Source organism: Gordonia sp. HS-NH1 (genome assembly GCF_001418765.1).
Lineage (GTDB): Bacteria > Actinomycetota > Actinomycetes > Mycobacteriales > Mycobacteriaceae > Gordonia.
The window spans coordinates 75,563-89,963 of record NZ_LIYC01000008.1 but is presented as its reverse complement, the minus strand read 5'-3'; the positions used below and the strand labels follow the sequence as shown (position 1 = coordinate 89,963).

12 protein-coding genes are annotated in these 14,401 nt (G+C 70.0%); 10 read left to right on the top strand and 2 right to left on the bottom strand.

What is annotated here, in order from left to right; all coding sequences use genetic code 11:
- Window positions 1-437: 437 nt before the first annotated feature.
- The 5 genes from AMD30_RS08340 to AMD30_RS08320 are packed head-to-tail and all read left to right on the top strand — an operon-like array spanning window position 438 to window position 7,041.
- Window positions 438-2,039, top strand: coding sequence for a hypothetical protein (locus AMD30_RS08340; RefSeq protein WP_044506259.1), 1,602 nt, complete (start codon window positions 438-440; stop codon window positions 2,037-2,039).
- A gap of 1 nt (window position 2,040) precedes the next feature.
- Entirely contained in the window at window positions 2,041-2,490 is a 450-nt protein-coding gene (locus AMD30_RS08335) for a hypothetical protein (protein WP_010844407.1), read from the top strand.
- Complete coding sequence (locus AMD30_RS08330; protein ID WP_055475314.1) at window positions 2,487-4,082, top strand: FHA domain-containing protein; 1,596 nt, start codon at window positions 2,487-2,489, stop codon at window positions 4,080-4,082. The genes AMD30_RS08335 and AMD30_RS08330 overlap by 4 nt, the downstream gene beginning before the upstream one ends.
- An 18-nt stretch (window positions 4,083-4,100) precedes the next feature.
- Window positions 4,101-6,227 carry a cation:proton antiporter gene (locus AMD30_RS08325; protein ID WP_055475313.1) on the top strand — a complete coding sequence of 709 codons (2,127 nt, stop codon included), beginning with the start codon at window positions 4,101-4,103 and terminating at the stop codon, window positions 6,225-6,227.
- 1 nt (window position 6,228) lies between these two features.
- Entirely contained in the window at window positions 6,229-7,041 is an 813-nt protein-coding gene (locus AMD30_RS08320) for a protein kinase domain-containing protein (RefSeq protein WP_055475312.1), read from the top strand.
- A gap of 47 nt (window positions 7,042-7,088) precedes the next feature.
- Here AMD30_RS08320 and AMD30_RS08315 read toward each other — a convergent pair whose 3' ends face one another.
- Both AMD30_RS08315 and AMD30_RS08310 read right to left on the bottom strand, forming a co-directional pair.
- Window positions 7,089-8,567 (bottom strand): hypothetical protein, encoded by a 1,479-nt coding sequence (locus AMD30_RS08315; RefSeq protein WP_055475311.1) that lies wholly within the window; start codon window positions 8,565-8,567, stop codon window positions 7,089-7,091.
- A 91-nt stretch (window positions 8,568-8,658) separates the two neighbouring features.
- On the bottom strand, window positions 8,659-8,964 hold the full coding sequence (locus AMD30_RS08310; RefSeq protein WP_014925970.1) for a hypothetical protein: 306 nt from the start codon (window positions 8,962-8,964) through the stop codon (window positions 8,659-8,661).
- Between the two features lie 204 nt (window positions 8,965-9,168).
- On the opposite strand from AMD30_RS08310, the gene AMD30_RS08305 reads away from it, so the two are divergent.
- The 5 genes from AMD30_RS08305 (at window position 9,169) to AMD30_RS08285 (ending at window position 14,401) form a co-directional block, all read left to right on the top strand.
- Window positions 9,169-10,032, top strand: a complete 864-nt coding sequence (locus tag AMD30_RS08305; protein ID WP_010844401.1) for a universal stress protein — start codon at window positions 9,169-9,171, stop codon at window positions 10,030-10,032.
- Window positions 10,033-10,111: 79 nt separating this feature from the next.
- On the top strand, window positions 10,112-10,561 hold the full coding sequence (soxR, locus tag AMD30_RS08300) for a redox-sensitive transcriptional activator SoxR (RefSeq protein ID WP_004019988.1): 450 nt from the start codon (window positions 10,112-10,114) through the stop codon (window positions 10,559-10,561).
- A 114-nt stretch (window positions 10,562-10,675) separates the two neighbouring features.
- Complete coding sequence (locus AMD30_RS08295) at window positions 10,676-11,707, top strand: patatin-like phospholipase family protein (protein WP_055475310.1); 1,032 nt, start codon at window positions 10,676-10,678, stop codon at window positions 11,705-11,707.
- The gene (locus AMD30_RS08290) at window positions 11,704-13,005 is read left to right on the top strand and encodes an MFS transporter (RefSeq protein ID WP_055475309.1); all 1,302 of its coding nucleotides are present in this window, start codon (window positions 11,704-11,706) and stop codon (window positions 13,003-13,005) included. The genes AMD30_RS08295 and AMD30_RS08290 overlap by 4 nt, the downstream gene beginning before the upstream one ends.
- Window positions 13,006-13,153: 148 nt before the next feature.
- Window positions 13,154-14,401, top strand: coding sequence for an arginine deiminase (locus tag AMD30_RS08285; RefSeq protein WP_148281167.1), 1,248 nt, complete (start codon window positions 13,154-13,156; stop codon window positions 14,399-14,401).

The following is a 14,401-nucleotide window of genomic DNA, read 5'->3' as shown; positions in this document are numbered from 1 at the left end:
AGGTACCGGCACAATGGCTCGGTGTATGTGCCGGCAGCCGCATCGGCCGCCGCGCGACTTCGGCGGCTGACCTGGTGAGACGGGTGTAATTCGTTCGAGTTATATAACGCCGTCGGGACCCCGTGCGCGGGTTAGAGTTACCGCACCATCCGTGCCCGTGCCTGCTCACCTGGAGGAGCGATGTCCCGTTGTGTTCGCGCGTCCCAGCGCTTGCGGGGCGCGACGCATTCCGCCTGCGCCCACCGCCGCGGGCTGTCCGCGGACGTGATCCGGGCCCGGAGCCGGTCGTGAACCAGCCGCCGCAGGGTCCCACGCGTGTCGTTCCCCAGCCGGGCGGGCCCCAGCCGGGCGGGCCCCGGCCGGGTCCGCGGCAGCCCGGGCCCGCGCAGCCGGCGCCCGGCCCACGACGGCCGACCCCGCCGCCCCCACCCGGCCCGATGCCGCGGCGGGCGCCGCAGTCGCCCCACCGGGGCGCGCCCGGACCCGCCGGCATCGTGGGTGATCTGACCCCGGAGCTCATCGGCACCGACGTCTGGACCGACGCGATGGTCGAAGCCGCGGGCATCCCGGTCGTCGACGTCCCGTTCGTGACGGTCGGGTCCGGTATCGGCTCGTTCGTGACCGTCGACTATCTGCGGATCAGCGGGGTGCCGCTCGATCGGATCGCCGTACTCGGACCACAGGACGTGCCGTGGCACAGCTACGAGTACCTGACGCGGGTGTCGCAGATCCCGCGCGGGGAGCGCTTGCGCTCCGACTCGGCGTCGACCCCGGACAACATCTGGGGCTTCCCCTCCTATGCCGTCCGGGAGGCGTGGGCGGACAAGAAGTTCAAGCCACTCTGGAATGTGCTGGTGGAACCCGTCTTCGCGAACTTCTACACACCGAAGGCCGGGCAGGCGTTCGCCTCGATGGAGAAGGAGTGCGAGCGCATCGGTTACCTGAAGTGCCTGCACCGCGGTCAGGTCCGCATGATCCGACGCCGCGCCGGTGGCGGCTACTTCACGATTCTCACACCGCCACAAGGGACTTCGCCCACGAAGCGAGTGGCCTTCCGCAGTCAGTGGGTCCATGTCGCGATCGGATACCCCGGCATCAAACTCCTGCCCGATCTGCAGGCCTTCCGGGAGACCTACCGCGACGCCAGCAAGGTCGTCAACGCCTACGAGTCCCACGAGCACATCTACCAGTCCCTGCAGCGCAAGCCCGGCACCGTGGTGATCCGCGGAGCGGGGATCGTCGCCTCCAGGGTCCTGCAGCGGCTCATCGACGACCGCGACGCATATGGACTGCAGACGCAGATCGTGCATCTCTTCCGCACGTACTACGACAAGCCGCACGGGCCGCACATCTTCATGCGGCGCAAGGGCAAGGACGGCTGGGCCTACCAGGGCTTCAACTACCCGAAGTCGGTGTGGGGCGGGCAGCTCAAGGCCCGTATGCGCAAGCTCGAGGGGCACGAGCGCGCCGAGGCGTACAAGCAGATGGGCGGCACCAACACACCCGTCCGCGACGACTGGCAGGAACAACTGGCCCGCGGGCGGCGCGAGGGCTGGTACCGCGTCGCCGTCGGCAAGGCGGAGAGCCTGGTGCCGGCCGCGGGCGGGCAGGGGGTGGTGACCACGGTGCGGGTCGACCCGCACGCACCGATCCGGCAGGAACACCGGCCCGACGGGACCTTCGAGATCTATGCCGACTACGTGATCGACTGCACCGGACTCGAAGCCGATGTGCGCGAGCACCGCCTGCTGCGCGACCTGCTCGACCACACCGGTGCCGGCATCAACCCGGTCGGCCGCATGGACGTCGAACGCGACTTCGAGCTGAAGGGCACCCGTAGCGGCAACGGCAAGCTCTACGCCTCCGGCAGCGCGACGCTCGGCGGTTACTTTCCCGGCGTCGACACGTTCCTCGGTCTGCAGATCGCCGCCCTGGAGATCGTGGACGACCTCGCCCGGCAGGGATTCTGCAAGCGACTGACGCCCTGGCGATCGACGGCCCAGTGGTGGCGCTGGATGAACAACAAGGGAGTCGACTGACATGTTGCCCACCCTGTGGGGGCGAATCCAGACCCGCGTGTTCGTGCTCGGCATCCTCGGCGGTCTGTGGACCATCGTGCTCGTCCCGTTCCTGTGGCTGATCTCCTCGGGGGACCCGTCGATCGCCGACGTCTACCGGGTCGCCTTCACCGTCCTCGTCACCGTCATCGTCCTCGGCGTGCTCTGGGAGTTCCTGTACCACTTCCTGCAGCAGTTCCGCTGGGAGAAGGACTGGCCGACGCTGTTCGGACTCCTCACCGCGATCAACGAGGGCATCCTCGTGTGGATCGTGATCGACGGCACGGGAGTGATCCCGGAGTCGCTGAAACCGTCGCCCTTCGTGTTCTCGGTCCAGTTCGTGACCACGTGGCTCCTCGTGTGGGTGGCGGTCAACGGGCCACTGCGCGCCGTCTTCCCGCACTGGCGATTCCAGGGAGGCCGGTTCCTGTGACCATTCCGGGTGACATTCCCAGCGTCACACCGACCGTGACGCTGATCCCCGGCGCGGGGGTCGTGATCCGCACGCCGGCGTTCCTGTGTCTGATGGCCGACACGGTGCCGACGTCGTTCACCACCGACCTCCTCGACATCGAATCAGCGGTGTCCGTGCCGGATTCGATGCCGCGACGCGGCCGGCACCTCGTGCGGGCGCTGGCGCAACTGGTGGCCACCGCCGACGAACCGGTCGACATCGCGTTCGCCGCACCCGACAGTGCCGGCATCGCGATCTTCCTGTCCGGCCGGGTCTACGGGGAGACCGACGGCAAGCGGATGGAGCCGGCTGCCGGCGACACCTACGACCGCGCCGTGCCGTGGCCGTACGAGGGGCTCGGGCTCTACCTCGCCGGCACGGAACCCGCCGAAGTCGGCGAGGAGCGATTCGACCTCGTCGAGGGAATGGTGCCCGCCGCGGGCGCGCTGCTGCACACCCCACTGGGCCTGCGCGGCACCGAGTTCCATGCGGTACCCCAGCGATCGGCGCCCCAGCGACCGGCACAGCCGGGGCCGGACAGGGTGGTCGAACCGTCCCGACCCGATCCGGACCCGGGTCCGCCGACCGAAGCACTGCGGGATCTCGACGATCCGGAAGACGAGAAGCCCCAACCCCCTGTGTCCGAACTCCCTGCGCCCGAACCTCCTGCTCCCGAAACCCCTGCGCCCGAACCGATCCGGAAGAGGTCACCCTTCGACGACCTGCCGCCCCGGCCGGCGAGCCCGGACCTCGACGTCGAACCCGTCGGGGACCACCGCTCCGCGACACCGGAGCCGGACCCCATGGGTACCACCGAACGGATGGCCCCCGGCGCCGGCCTGCCGGCATCGGACCCACTGCCGTTCACCTCGACTCCGCTCGGCGGTCCCTTCGAGCGCGAGCCGTTGTCGCCGCCCGGACCTCGTCAGCCGGAGCCGGCTCCGCGGGACGCGACACCGCCGGGTGACCGGCCGCACATCGAGCCCGCACCCGCGCCGAACCCGTTCGCCGAACCCCTCGAACCGCGCGCGCCCCTGCCCAAGGAGGAGCACCAGAAGCCCGCGACCGAGGTCGTCAAGATCGAGGCGTCACGGGCCATGGTGCACGGGATACGTTGTTCGCGAGGCCATCTGAACCATCCGCAGTCGTGGCTGTGCGGGGTGTGCGGGATCCGGATGGACCAGCTGACGACCTTCCTCGTCGAGGGGGAGCGGCCGCCGCTGGGCTGGTTGCTGCTCGACAACGGATTCACCTTCCTGCTCGACGAGGACCTGGTCATCGGCCGGGAGCCGGGGTCGGCCGGTGGCGGATCGGCGGGCTCGCCCAAACCGATTCGCGTCCAGGACGAAACCGGTCAGCTCTCGCGGCGTCACGTGGAGATCCGGCTGGTGGAGTGGACGGTGCAGCTGGTCGACCTCGGGTCGGCCAACGGCACCTTCGTCGCCGATCCCAGCAACGGCAACCGCGAGACCCGCCTGCTGCCGCATCGTGCCCACGTGCTGGTGCCCGGATCGCACGTCCGAATAGGCGGACGGCACTTCATCTTCGAGTCACACCACGCGCGCATCTGAGCGAACGGATCCGAGGCCATGGAGAAACACACGATCGCCTTCCTGCTGCTCGACGTCGCGATCGTCATCGCCGCCGCCCGAGTGGGTGGGATGATCGCGCGTGCGTGCCGTCAGCCGGCCGTCGTCGGCGAGATCGCCGCCGGGATCGCGCTGGGTCCCAGCCTGCTGGGACTCCTGCCCGGCAACCCCGACGAGTGGTTGTTCCCCGACGACGTCCGGCCGTTGTTGGGTGCACTCGCGCAGATCGGCCTCGTGCTGTTCATGTTCATCGTCGGTCTCGAACTGGACATGCGGCTGACCAAGGGACGAGAACGTGCGGCCGCGAGCATCTCGGCGTTCTCGATCGCCTTGCCGTTCGGCCTCGGTGCCGCGCTCGGACTGCTGCTCTATCCCTCGCACAACATGGTCGGGGGCATGGAGATCGAACGGCTCGGGATGGTGCTGTTCATGGGCGTCGCCATGTCGATCACCGCCTTCCCGGTGCTCGCGCGCATCCTCACCGATCGCGGGATGATGCGCACCGTCCCCGGTGTGTTCAGCCTTGCCGCCGCCGCGATCGACGACATCCTGGCGTGGACTCTGCTGGCCTTCATCATCGCGATCATCCAGGGCGGCAGTCCGCTGGAGGTCGCGAAGATCGTCGGACTCACGCTCGTGTACGCGGCGGTGATGTTCGGCGTGGTGCGGCCATTGCTGGCGAAGCTGATCGTCTGGCGCGACGCCGCGGGCCGGCTGACCCCGGACATTCTGGCGGTCATCCTGATCGGGCTGTTCCTCTCGGCGGCGGCGACCGATGTCATCGGCATCCACCAGATCTTCGGCGCCTTCGTGTTCGGCGCGGTCATGCCCAAGGTGGGGGCCGAGCAACTGCACCGGGAGATCCTCGAGCGACTCGAGCAGGCGAGCGTGCTGCTCCTGCTGCCGATGTTCTTCGTCGTCACCGGCCTCAACGTCGACCTCACCGAGATCGGGCTCGCCGGGTTGGGGCAGTTGCTCCTGGTTCTCCTCGTCGCGATCGCGGGCAAGTTCGTCGGTGCCTATGCCGGCGCGCGGGTGAGCGCCATACCCACCAGGCAGAGCGCGGCCATCGCGGTGCTCATGAACACGAGAGGACTCACCGAGCTCGTGATCCTCGCCGCCGGCCGTGAGCTCGGCGTGCTGAGCGACGAGCTGTTCGCGATGCTCGTGGTGATGGCGCTCGTGACCACGATCCTGACCGAGCCCTTGCTGCGGGTGGTGTATCCGGACAAGGTGGTGGCCAACGACATCGCGGCAGCCGAACGCCGCGCACTGGCCACCGCCACCGCGCCGCGGGTCCTGGTGCTGATCCGCGACCCCGTCGGGACGGTCGCGGATCTACGGGCACGGCATCGTCGAATGCTCGACTGCGCCACCGGATTCGACGTCGTGCTGGCCGGTCTGCTCACTGCGCCGGATCGTGCCGCCCGTCCGCTCGAGGTCGGGATCCCGGTGGTGCCGGACTTCGCGGCGATCGCCTCGGCCGTGGAGAAGCTCAACGAGCTGGGCTCGTCGCTGACCGGCGCGGGTTCGGTCTCGGTCCTGTGCCGGTTCAGCGCCGACCCGGCCGTCGACCTCGACGCGATGTCGGAGAACGCGAATGCCGACATCATCGTCGTGGACAGCGCGGACCTCTCCCTCGGCGGGTCACTGCGGTCGGCTCCGGTCGCCGTCATCGACGAGACCGCCGATGCCGCGGTTGCTCCGAGTCGCAGCACCGTCACCTGTGTCGCCGCCGACAGTCGCAGCGGCCGCACCGCTGTGCTGATGGCCGCCGGGCTGGCGCTCTTCGGGTCACGGTCGCTGACCATCGTGGCCTCCGGTTCCCGACGCCGGTGGCTTGCCGACCTCAACGCCGTTGCCGAGCAGGGGGTTTCGGTGTCGGTCCAGGATCCTCGCCGGCATCGGGACGAGTCCGTGTCGTTCACCGTGGCCGCGGCGGACGAGAGTAGACAGGGCGCGCCGGTTCCGGTCACCGTCGTCGACAACACCGGGACGAGCGAGGAATCGCTCGGTGACCGCGTCGCGGATCTCTACCGCTCGACACCGGCCGCGCAACCCACGCCGTCGCGAGCGGCGCCCGACACGTCCAGCCCGAACATCGGTTCATCATCGGAGAGGCCCTGACATGGCGACAGTCGAGATCCCGCAGCAGCTGGCGGATTTCACGGTGCTCGAGAAGCTCGGCATCGGCGGCAACGGCACGTTCTACCTCGCCGTCCCGCCCGCGCGACTGGGACTGGGCACCGACCGCGTGGTGGTGAAGGTCTTCAGCGGCGTCTGCAGCGACGACGCCTACCGTCGAGGGGTGCGTGAACTGCGGGCGTTCGCCGCCGTCGTGTCGCCGTTCCTGGCGGGCCTCTACGACGCGGTGCTGCAGGGGCAGTTCATGTACGCGATGGAGTACTTCCCGCTCGGTTCGCTGGGCAGTCCGGCGCGCGAGCTCAGCCGGGACGAGAAGCTGGCGGCGATCGCCGACGCGGCACGCGGCGTCGACGCACTGCACGAGGCCGGGATCGCGCACGCCAACATCACACCGTCGAGCATCATGGTCACCGAGACCGGCGGTAAGATCTCCGATCTCGGCCTGGCCCGGGTCCTCGCCGCCGACGAGCCCATCACGAGCTTCGCCCAGCCCGGTGCGGTGCAGTACATGGACCCGGCGCTGCTGGCGGGTGACGTGCCCTCGCGTGCGACCGACATCTGGTCGCTCGGTGCGTGCCTGCATCGCGCCCTCACCGGCGACGGGGTGTACGGGGAGGTGCCGGACACCCAACCGCTGCTGGCGATCCGGGCCGCGCTGTCGACCCCGCCGGCACTGTCGGAGAACCTGGATCGCGACGAGCGCACCCTCATCGCGAACTGTCTCGCGCTCGCCGGAACGAGGCCGTCGACCGCGATGGAGGTCGCGGTCCGCATCGACGCGCTCCGGGGCCGCTGACCAGGGCTCGCCGGTTGCTGTGCGGGTGGGGTGGTCGTCGGGTTCGGTCAGCCCAGCGGAGCGGTGCGCCACCAGTCGTCGAGGATCTCGCGGCCGGTGTGTCCGGGCCACGTGGTCACCACGGTGTATGTCGCACGCGGTGACCCGGCGAAATTCGTGACGACCCAGCCGTCCACGACGCTGTCCCGGCTCGCCGACGCCGGTCCGTCCCGCCAGCTGATCTCGTCTCCCGGATAGCCTTTCAGGCCGGCGGTGACCGCGGCACGTGTCGGAGGCGTGGGTGTGCGCCACACCACGAACCCGACATTCGCGTCGTCGGTACACGAGATGCCGTCCACCCCGTCGCGGAGGACGGCCTCGCAGCGGGCACCTCGCCATCCCGTCGACTCCGGTGTCTCGGGCAGGAGTTGGGGGAAGGTCGCGGCGATGGGAGCGACGGCCGACGGCCACGGCGGCCGGGTGGTGCTCGCACCGAGCAGGATCAGCGTTCCGACGACGAGGGCGACGATCACCGCGGCGACGAGGATCGGTGCGATCCAGCGCCGTCGACGCGGCGATGCGGAGACCGGCGGCGGTGTCGGCGGTGTCGCGACCGCCCGGCGCCGCTCGGTGTCGACCTCTGTCGGCCGGTCCGGATGACCGGCGGGCGTGAACACCCGCGGGACGCCGCGGTCGGGCCCGGGCGTGCCCGCGGCGATGACCTCGGTCGCTGGTTCGCCGTCGGTGTGCGTGAGATGCAGGGCGAGCTCGGCGGCGCGGACGAACTCCGCGCAGGTGCGGTAGCGGTGGTCGGAATCGGGGTCGAGGGCGCGGGCCAGCACGGCGTAGAAGGCCGGCGAGACCGCCCCCGACACCCGATGCCGCGCGACCGATCCTGTGCCGGTGAGCAATTCGACCAGCGTGCGGCCCAGTGCGGCGACATCGCCTGCCGGATGCGGCATCTGGCCGTCGTGTCCTGGGGCGGTCAGTCCGAAACCGGTGAGCGTGACGACACCAGGGGTCGCCGCGGCGGAACCGGTCAGGTCGCCGGGCTCGGCGAGCAGGATGTCGGCCGGGGAGACGTTGCCGTGGACCAGTCGTCGGCGGTGTGCGGCATCGAGCGCGTCGCCCACGACGGTGATGATGCGTACCGCGAGATCGATGTCGATGCCGTCGGGATGGCGGCGGATCAGCAGTGCTGCGTCGGACGCGGGCACGGGTTCGATCGCCACCCAGGCCCGACCGTCGGCGTAACCGTGACCGGCGACCTGCGCGATCGCGGGATGCCCCATCGTGGAAGCCCTTTCGACCGCCAGCGGGAACCAGCTGCGAAAGCCAGGGCCGGCCGAGGTGCTCCGGTCGACGACGGTGAGCATGACCCGATCGGGAGGTGAACCCGCCGTCCGTGGGTCCCCGGCCCCAGGGTGGAGGACCGTTGCCAGATAGTCGTCACCCACCGGGCGCCGGCGGAGCAGTCGATCGACGCGATGACGCCCGACGAGAGTGCCGGGCGGGAGTGGTTCATCGTGAGCCGGACCGACAGACACGGTGCCTCCCTCACCTCGGGTGAGTCCTGACTCTACCGGTCCGGTCCCACCCGCCCGGGGTGGAACAGGCCCAGGCCGTCGCCGTCGACGGTCACTCGAACAGCACGGGTGCGGAATTGAACAGCATCACGATGAAGAAGATCAGCAGAAACCATGCCCCGCCCTGCCACACCTGCCAGCGGCCGTTGCGCTTCCAGGCCAGGTAGGTGCGATACAGCATGGCGCTCGCGCCCAGGAGGACCACGATGGGGGAGGCGATGATGAGCACGGTCTGCAGTGGATCCGACGACGCGTGCGCGAGTACCAGCAAACCGAGTCCGAGGACGACGGTGATCCCGATGTGGATCAGGATCGCGCGAAAGTCGTTGGTGCCGTTCTGCGGAAGGGGTGACGTCATGGTGTCCACCAGGTTACACGTCGGGCGAATCGTGCAGAAAGCCACCGTGATCAGGACTTCGTACTCATTGCCGCGGCCACGACGCCGGGGCAGGATGGGGGGTCGGGGCCGAAACCGGGCCGCGCGGGGCGACCCCGAGCAGACCCGCGGCCGAACCCGAGGACCCCACACGGGGCGTCGAGATCAGAGGAGATGAGCCACAACATGAATGCGATACTCGTCGGCGTGGACGGATCGGACGCGGCCACGGGCGCGGTGCGCTGGGCTGCCCGGACGGCCGCGGCCGAAGGTCTCGATCTCAAGCTCGTCGGTGCGTATGACGCCAGCACGAGTGACTACGCCCCCGGCCTCATCATCCCGCAGGACGTGGTCGACGCCATCCGTCAGGATGCGTCCGACGCGGTGCACGCGGCCGCCGACGCGGCGAAGGATGTGGCGCCCGGGGTGACGGTGGCCACCTCGATCGTCGACGGCGACGCGACACGCGTGCTGCTCGAACTGGGCAAGGATGCGGCGATGATCGTGGTCGGCACCCGTCGGCTCGGCAGCGTGAAGGGCTTGTTCCTGGGATCGGTGAGCACCAGCGTCGCCGCCCACGCGCACGGCCGGGTCACAGTGGTGGCCGCCGAGGGCGACGACGCCGGGCCCGTGGTGGTCGGTGTGGACGGTTCGCCCGTCAGCGATGCCGCCGTCGCCGAGGCGTTCCGGCAGGCGTCGCTGCGCAATGTCCCGCTCCGCGCGGTGCACACGTGGACCCCCCTCGACGCCGACGCGCTCCACGGATACGGCATCGGCGCCGACGAGGTGGCGCGGATGACGCAGGATGCGGTGGAGGTGCTCGCCGAGCGGCTCGCCGGATATGCGCAGGACTACCCGGACGTGACCATCGAACGGTCCGTGCTGCCCGAGGAGCCGGCCAAGGCGCTGCTCGACGCGGCGGGCGCCGAGGCATCGCTCCTCGTGGTCGGCAGTCGTGGGCGCGGCGGTTTCCGCGGGCTTCTGTTGGGCTCGACCAGCCAGAAGGTGATGCATCACGCGGAGTGCCCGGTGATGGTGGTCCGCACCTGACGGAGCTGCGCGGTACGGCGGCTCCTCGTTACCGGTTGTGGACCGGGGACGAGGAGCCGGCGACGCTTACCATCGAGCCATGACGCTGAAGAAGCTGGAGCTCTCGGTCGGGGAGCTCGCCCAGCGAGCCGGCATCGCGCCGTCGGCGGTCCGCTTCTACGAGGATCAGGGCCTCATCTTCAGTCGGCGCACCTCGGGAAACCAGCGCCGCTACCACCGGGCGATGTTGCGGCGCGTGGCGTTCATCCGGGCGTCGCAGGTCGCCGGGATCCCGCTGTCGGTGATCGGTGAGGTGCTCGCCGAACTCGGCGACCACGAATCGCCACCCAAGTCGATGTGGGAAGCGGCGTCGAAGCGCTGGATGGACGACATCAACCACCGCATCGCGCTGCTGGAGAACATGCGGGACATGATCGGGTCGTGCGTCGGTTGCGGGTGCCTGTCCCTGGGGGAGTGCCACCTCCTCAACCCGGGCGACGAACTCAACAAACTGGGTCCGGGCCCGCGCCGCCTCCTCACCGATCAGTAGCGTCCGCGACCCGAACCCGGCGACCGGACCATCCGGGGACGTGGGCACGGACCGCAGGCGATCGCCGCCGCTTGCGGTTTCGGCGAGGGAAAACAGCGGCGGTACTGTTGCCCCATGGCTCGACCGTCGCGCGTGGCGCTGGCTCTGGGAAGTGGCGGCGCCCGCGGCTACGCGCACATCGGGGTGATCGCCGAACTCGAGGCGCGGGGATTCGAGATCGTCACCGTCGCCGGGTCGTCGATGGGTGCGCTCGTCGGCGGCCTCTATTGCGCGGGCAAGCTCGACGACTATGTCGACTGGATCTCCGGTCTGTCCCAGCTCGACGTCGTCCGACTGCTCGACGTCTCGCTGACCAAGCCCGGTGTGATCGGTGCCGAGCGCATCCTGCTGCGGGTGCGGGAGATCCTCGGCGACACCGCGATCGAGGACCTGCCCGTCCCGTTCACCGCGGTCGCCACCGACCTGAACGCCGGCCGCGCGGTCTGGTTCCAGCGCGGTGTCCTCGCCGACGCCCTGCGCGCCTCGATCGCGATCCCCGGAGTCATCAGCCCGCACGAACACGGCGGCCGGTTGCTCGCCGACGGCGGCATCCTCGATCCGCTGCCGGTGGCCCCCACCTCGGCGGTGTCCAGCGATGTGACCATCGGCGTCATCATCGGCTCCGACGGTGGGCCGGAGGCCGGAGCCATCCGGGAGCCGAAGGCCAGGGGACTGTTGCGCCGCAACGTGGCGCCGATCCTCGACAACGAGTTCATCCGAGCGGTCCGCGACCGGCTCGGTCACGAGATGCCCACGGCCGAGCGCGGCGAGCACTCCGCCACCGACGGGGCGGTGATCGCCACCGACGGGGGTGCCGACGCGGTCGACGCCGCGGGCGAGCCGGCCTCCGTCCCGACCGCCGAGCAGGCCGGGTTCGGCGTCGACGAACCGGCCCGGATGGGACGCGTGGAGGTGCTCAGCCGCTCGCTCGACATCATGCAGGAGGCCCTGACCCGCTATCAGGTCGCGGGCTACCCGCCCGACGTGTTGATCCGCGTGCCCCGTCGAACGGTTCGCACCCTCGACTTCCACAAGGCCTCCGAGATGATCGAACTCGGCCGCGCCCTGACCGCGCGGGCCCTCGACGACCTGCCCGAGCTGCCATGAGGCGGATCCCCCGCGGCATCTGGGTCCTGCTGTCGGCGAACGTCGTCATCGCCCTCGGATACGGTTTCATCGCGCCCGCGCTGCCCACCTTCGCCAGAACCTTCAACGTCTCGTTCACCGCCGCGACCGCGGTCGTGTCGGCGTTCGCAGTCATGCGGTTGATGTTCGCGCCCGCGACCGGCCGGCTGGTCACCGTCTTCGGCGAGCGGCGCATCTATCTGACCGGTCTGCTGATCGTCGCGGCCAGCACCCTGGCGTGCGCGTTCGCCCAGACCTACTGGCAGCTGCTGGTCTTCCGCGGCCTCGGCGGAATCGGCTCGACGATGTTCAGCATCTCGGCGATGGCCCTGCTGATCCGGATGGCGCCGAGCGACATTCGCGGGCGGGTGTCGGGCTTCTTCTCGGCGGGGTTCCTCATCGGCAGCATCACCGGACCGCTCATCGGGGCGGCGCTCGTCGGCTTCGGACTACGGGTCCCGTTCGTCGTGTACGCGGTCGCGCTGCTGGTCGCGTCGACCGTGGTGGCCACCCAGTTGCGGGAGGTCATCGCCCCGGACCAGGCCGACGGCCCGACGGGTGCGCTGATCGGTTTCCGGACCGCCCTGCGCGACAGCGCCTATCGGGCGATCCTCGCGTCGAATTTCACCCAGGGCTGGGCATCCATGGGTGTCCGGGTCGCGGTGGTGCCGCTGTTCATCACCGAGAGTCTCGGTGCCGGCGCGGGAATGGCGGGGATCGTGCTGGCGGTCTACGCCGCGGGCAACGTGCTGGCGATCCTGGTCGCCGGCCGGTTGTCGGACCGGTTCGGGCGGCGGCCCATCATGCTGCCCGGTCTCGTCATCACCGTCGTCGCGACCATCGCCCTCGGCTTCTCCCCGAACGTCGGCGTCGCGCTGGCGTTGTCGGTGGTCGCCGGCGTGGGCTCGGGACTCTTCGCGCCCACCCATCAGGCCGCCCTCGCCGACGTCCTCGGCAACCGTCAGCAAGGCGGTTCGGCGCTGGCCGCCTACGGCATGTCGTCGGACCTCGGCGCCGTCACTGGACCCGTGATCGTGGGGTTCGTCGCCGACCGGGTCGGCTTCGGACCCGCCTTCGTGCTGACCGGTGTGGTGGCCGCGGTCGCGCTGGTCCTGTGGGTCTTCGCCCGCGAGACCGCGCCGGCGATCGTGGGCGACGGCCCCACGATGACGCCGACCGAGGATTCCGGGACATCCGCCACGCCGGCCGAACCCGACCCGGGTACCGATCCGCTCGGCGCCTCGGAAACGGTTCGTCGGGACGCGGCCGACGATCGGTGACGTTCCGAGCCGGCCGGCCGCGCCGACACGGCAACCCCGCGGTGCCGATGAGTGCTGTGCGAGGGCGGACGACGAATTACGGTTGAGCGATGACCGGTGCAGGGCAGTCGGATCACCCCGCTCAGCGGACCGCAGGGTGCGTGGGCCCGTGACGTCCGGCGAGGGCCTCGCGCCCGGGTACGACTACGCGCTCGGGGCCGATTCGGAGGTCGGCACACTGCGGGCGGTCATGCTGCATCGGCCCGGCGACGAACTGCGTCGCCTCACCCCGCGCAACAACGACCAGCTCCTGTTCGACGGGCTCCCGTGGGTCGGACGCGCGCAGGAGGAACACGATGCGTTCGCGGAGGTGCTGCGCGACCGGGGGGTCGACGTCTACCTCCTCGGCGACTTGCTGGCCGAGACCATCGCGCACAGCGGCGCCGCGCGGATCCAGGGCATCGCGGCGGCCGTCAGCGCGCGCAGGCTGGGAACGCACCTCGCGGACGATCTGGCCACTCATCTACGGGGACTGTCGCCGGCCGACCTCGCCTACGTGCTGATGGCCGGGATGACGTTCGACGAGCTGCCGATCACTCCCTCGGCGGAACGGTCGTCACTGGTGCGGCGAATGCACCACGGCCCCGAGTTCGCGATCGAGCCCCTGCCCAATCTGCTGTTCACCCGAGACAGTTCGTTCTGGATTGGCGGACGGTTCGCGATCACCTCCCTCGCACTGCCCGCCCGGGCGCGGGAGACGTCGCTGACCGATCTGATCTACGCACACCACCCGCGGTTCACCGGCGCCCGGCGGGCCTACGAGTCGCAGGTCGCGCCGGTCGAGGGCGGCGACGTGTTGCTGCTCGCCGCCGGCGTGGTGGCCGTCGGGGTCGGCGAACGGACCACGCCCGCCGGAGCAGAAGCGCTGGCGCGCAGTTTGTTCGACGACCACCTGGCGCACACCGTGCTCGCCGTGCCGATCGAACAGTCGCGCGCTTTCATGCACCTCGACACCGTCTGCACGATGGTCGACACCGATGCCGTGGTGATGTACCCGAACATCCGCGACACCATGTCGGCGTTCACCCTCGTCCACGACGCCGCGACCGACGCGGTCCGGATCACCGGCGAACAGCACTTTCTCGATGCGGCCGCCGAGGCGATGGGCATCTCCAAGCTGCGTGTCATCGACACCGGACTCGACCCGGTGACCGCCGAGCGGGAACAGTGGGACGACGGCAACAACACCCTGGCCCTCGCTCCCGGGGTGGTGGTGTCCTACAACCGGAACTCCGAGACCAATCGGCGACTCCGCGACTCGGGCATCGAGGTCATCGAGATCGAGGGTCGCGAACTGGGGTCGGGCCGCGGCGGGCCGCGGTGCATGTCGTGTCCGCTCGCGCGTGATCCCCGGTGA

Bases quoted from the DNA above. Each gene is read 5' to 3' on its own strand.
- AMD30_RS08340 (WP_044506259.1), top strand. From the start codon at position 438: ATGCCGCGGCGGGCGCCGCAGTCGCCCCACCGGGGCGCGCCCGGACCC.
- AMD30_RS08335 (WP_010844407.1), top strand. From the start codon at position 2,041: ATGTTGCCCACCCTGTGGGGGCGAATCCAGACCCGCGTGTTCGTGCTC.
- AMD30_RS08325 (WP_055475313.1), top strand. From the start codon at position 4,101: ATGGAGAAACACACGATCGCCTTCCTGCTGCTCGACGTCGCGATCGTC.
- AMD30_RS08320 (WP_055475312.1), top strand. From the start codon at position 6,229: ATGGCGACAGTCGAGATCCCGCAGCAGCTGGCGGATTTCACGGTGCTC.
- AMD30_RS08310 (WP_014925970.1), bottom strand. From the start codon at position 8,964: ATGACGTCACCCCTTCCGCAGAACGGCACCAACGACTTTCGCGCGATC.
- AMD30_RS08305 (WP_010844401.1), top strand. From the start codon at position 9,169: ATGAATGCGATACTCGTCGGCGTGGACGGATCGGACGCGGCCACGGGC.
- soxR (WP_004019988.1), top strand. From the start codon at position 10,112: ATGACGCTGAAGAAGCTGGAGCTCTCGGTCGGGGAGCTCGCCCAGCGA.
- AMD30_RS08295 (WP_055475310.1), top strand. From the start codon at position 10,676: ATGGCTCGACCGTCGCGCGTGGCGCTGGCTCTGGGAAGTGGCGGCGCC.
- AMD30_RS08290 (WP_055475309.1), top strand. From the start codon at position 11,704: ATGAGGCGGATCCCCCGCGGCATCTGGGTCCTGCTGTCGGCGAACGTC.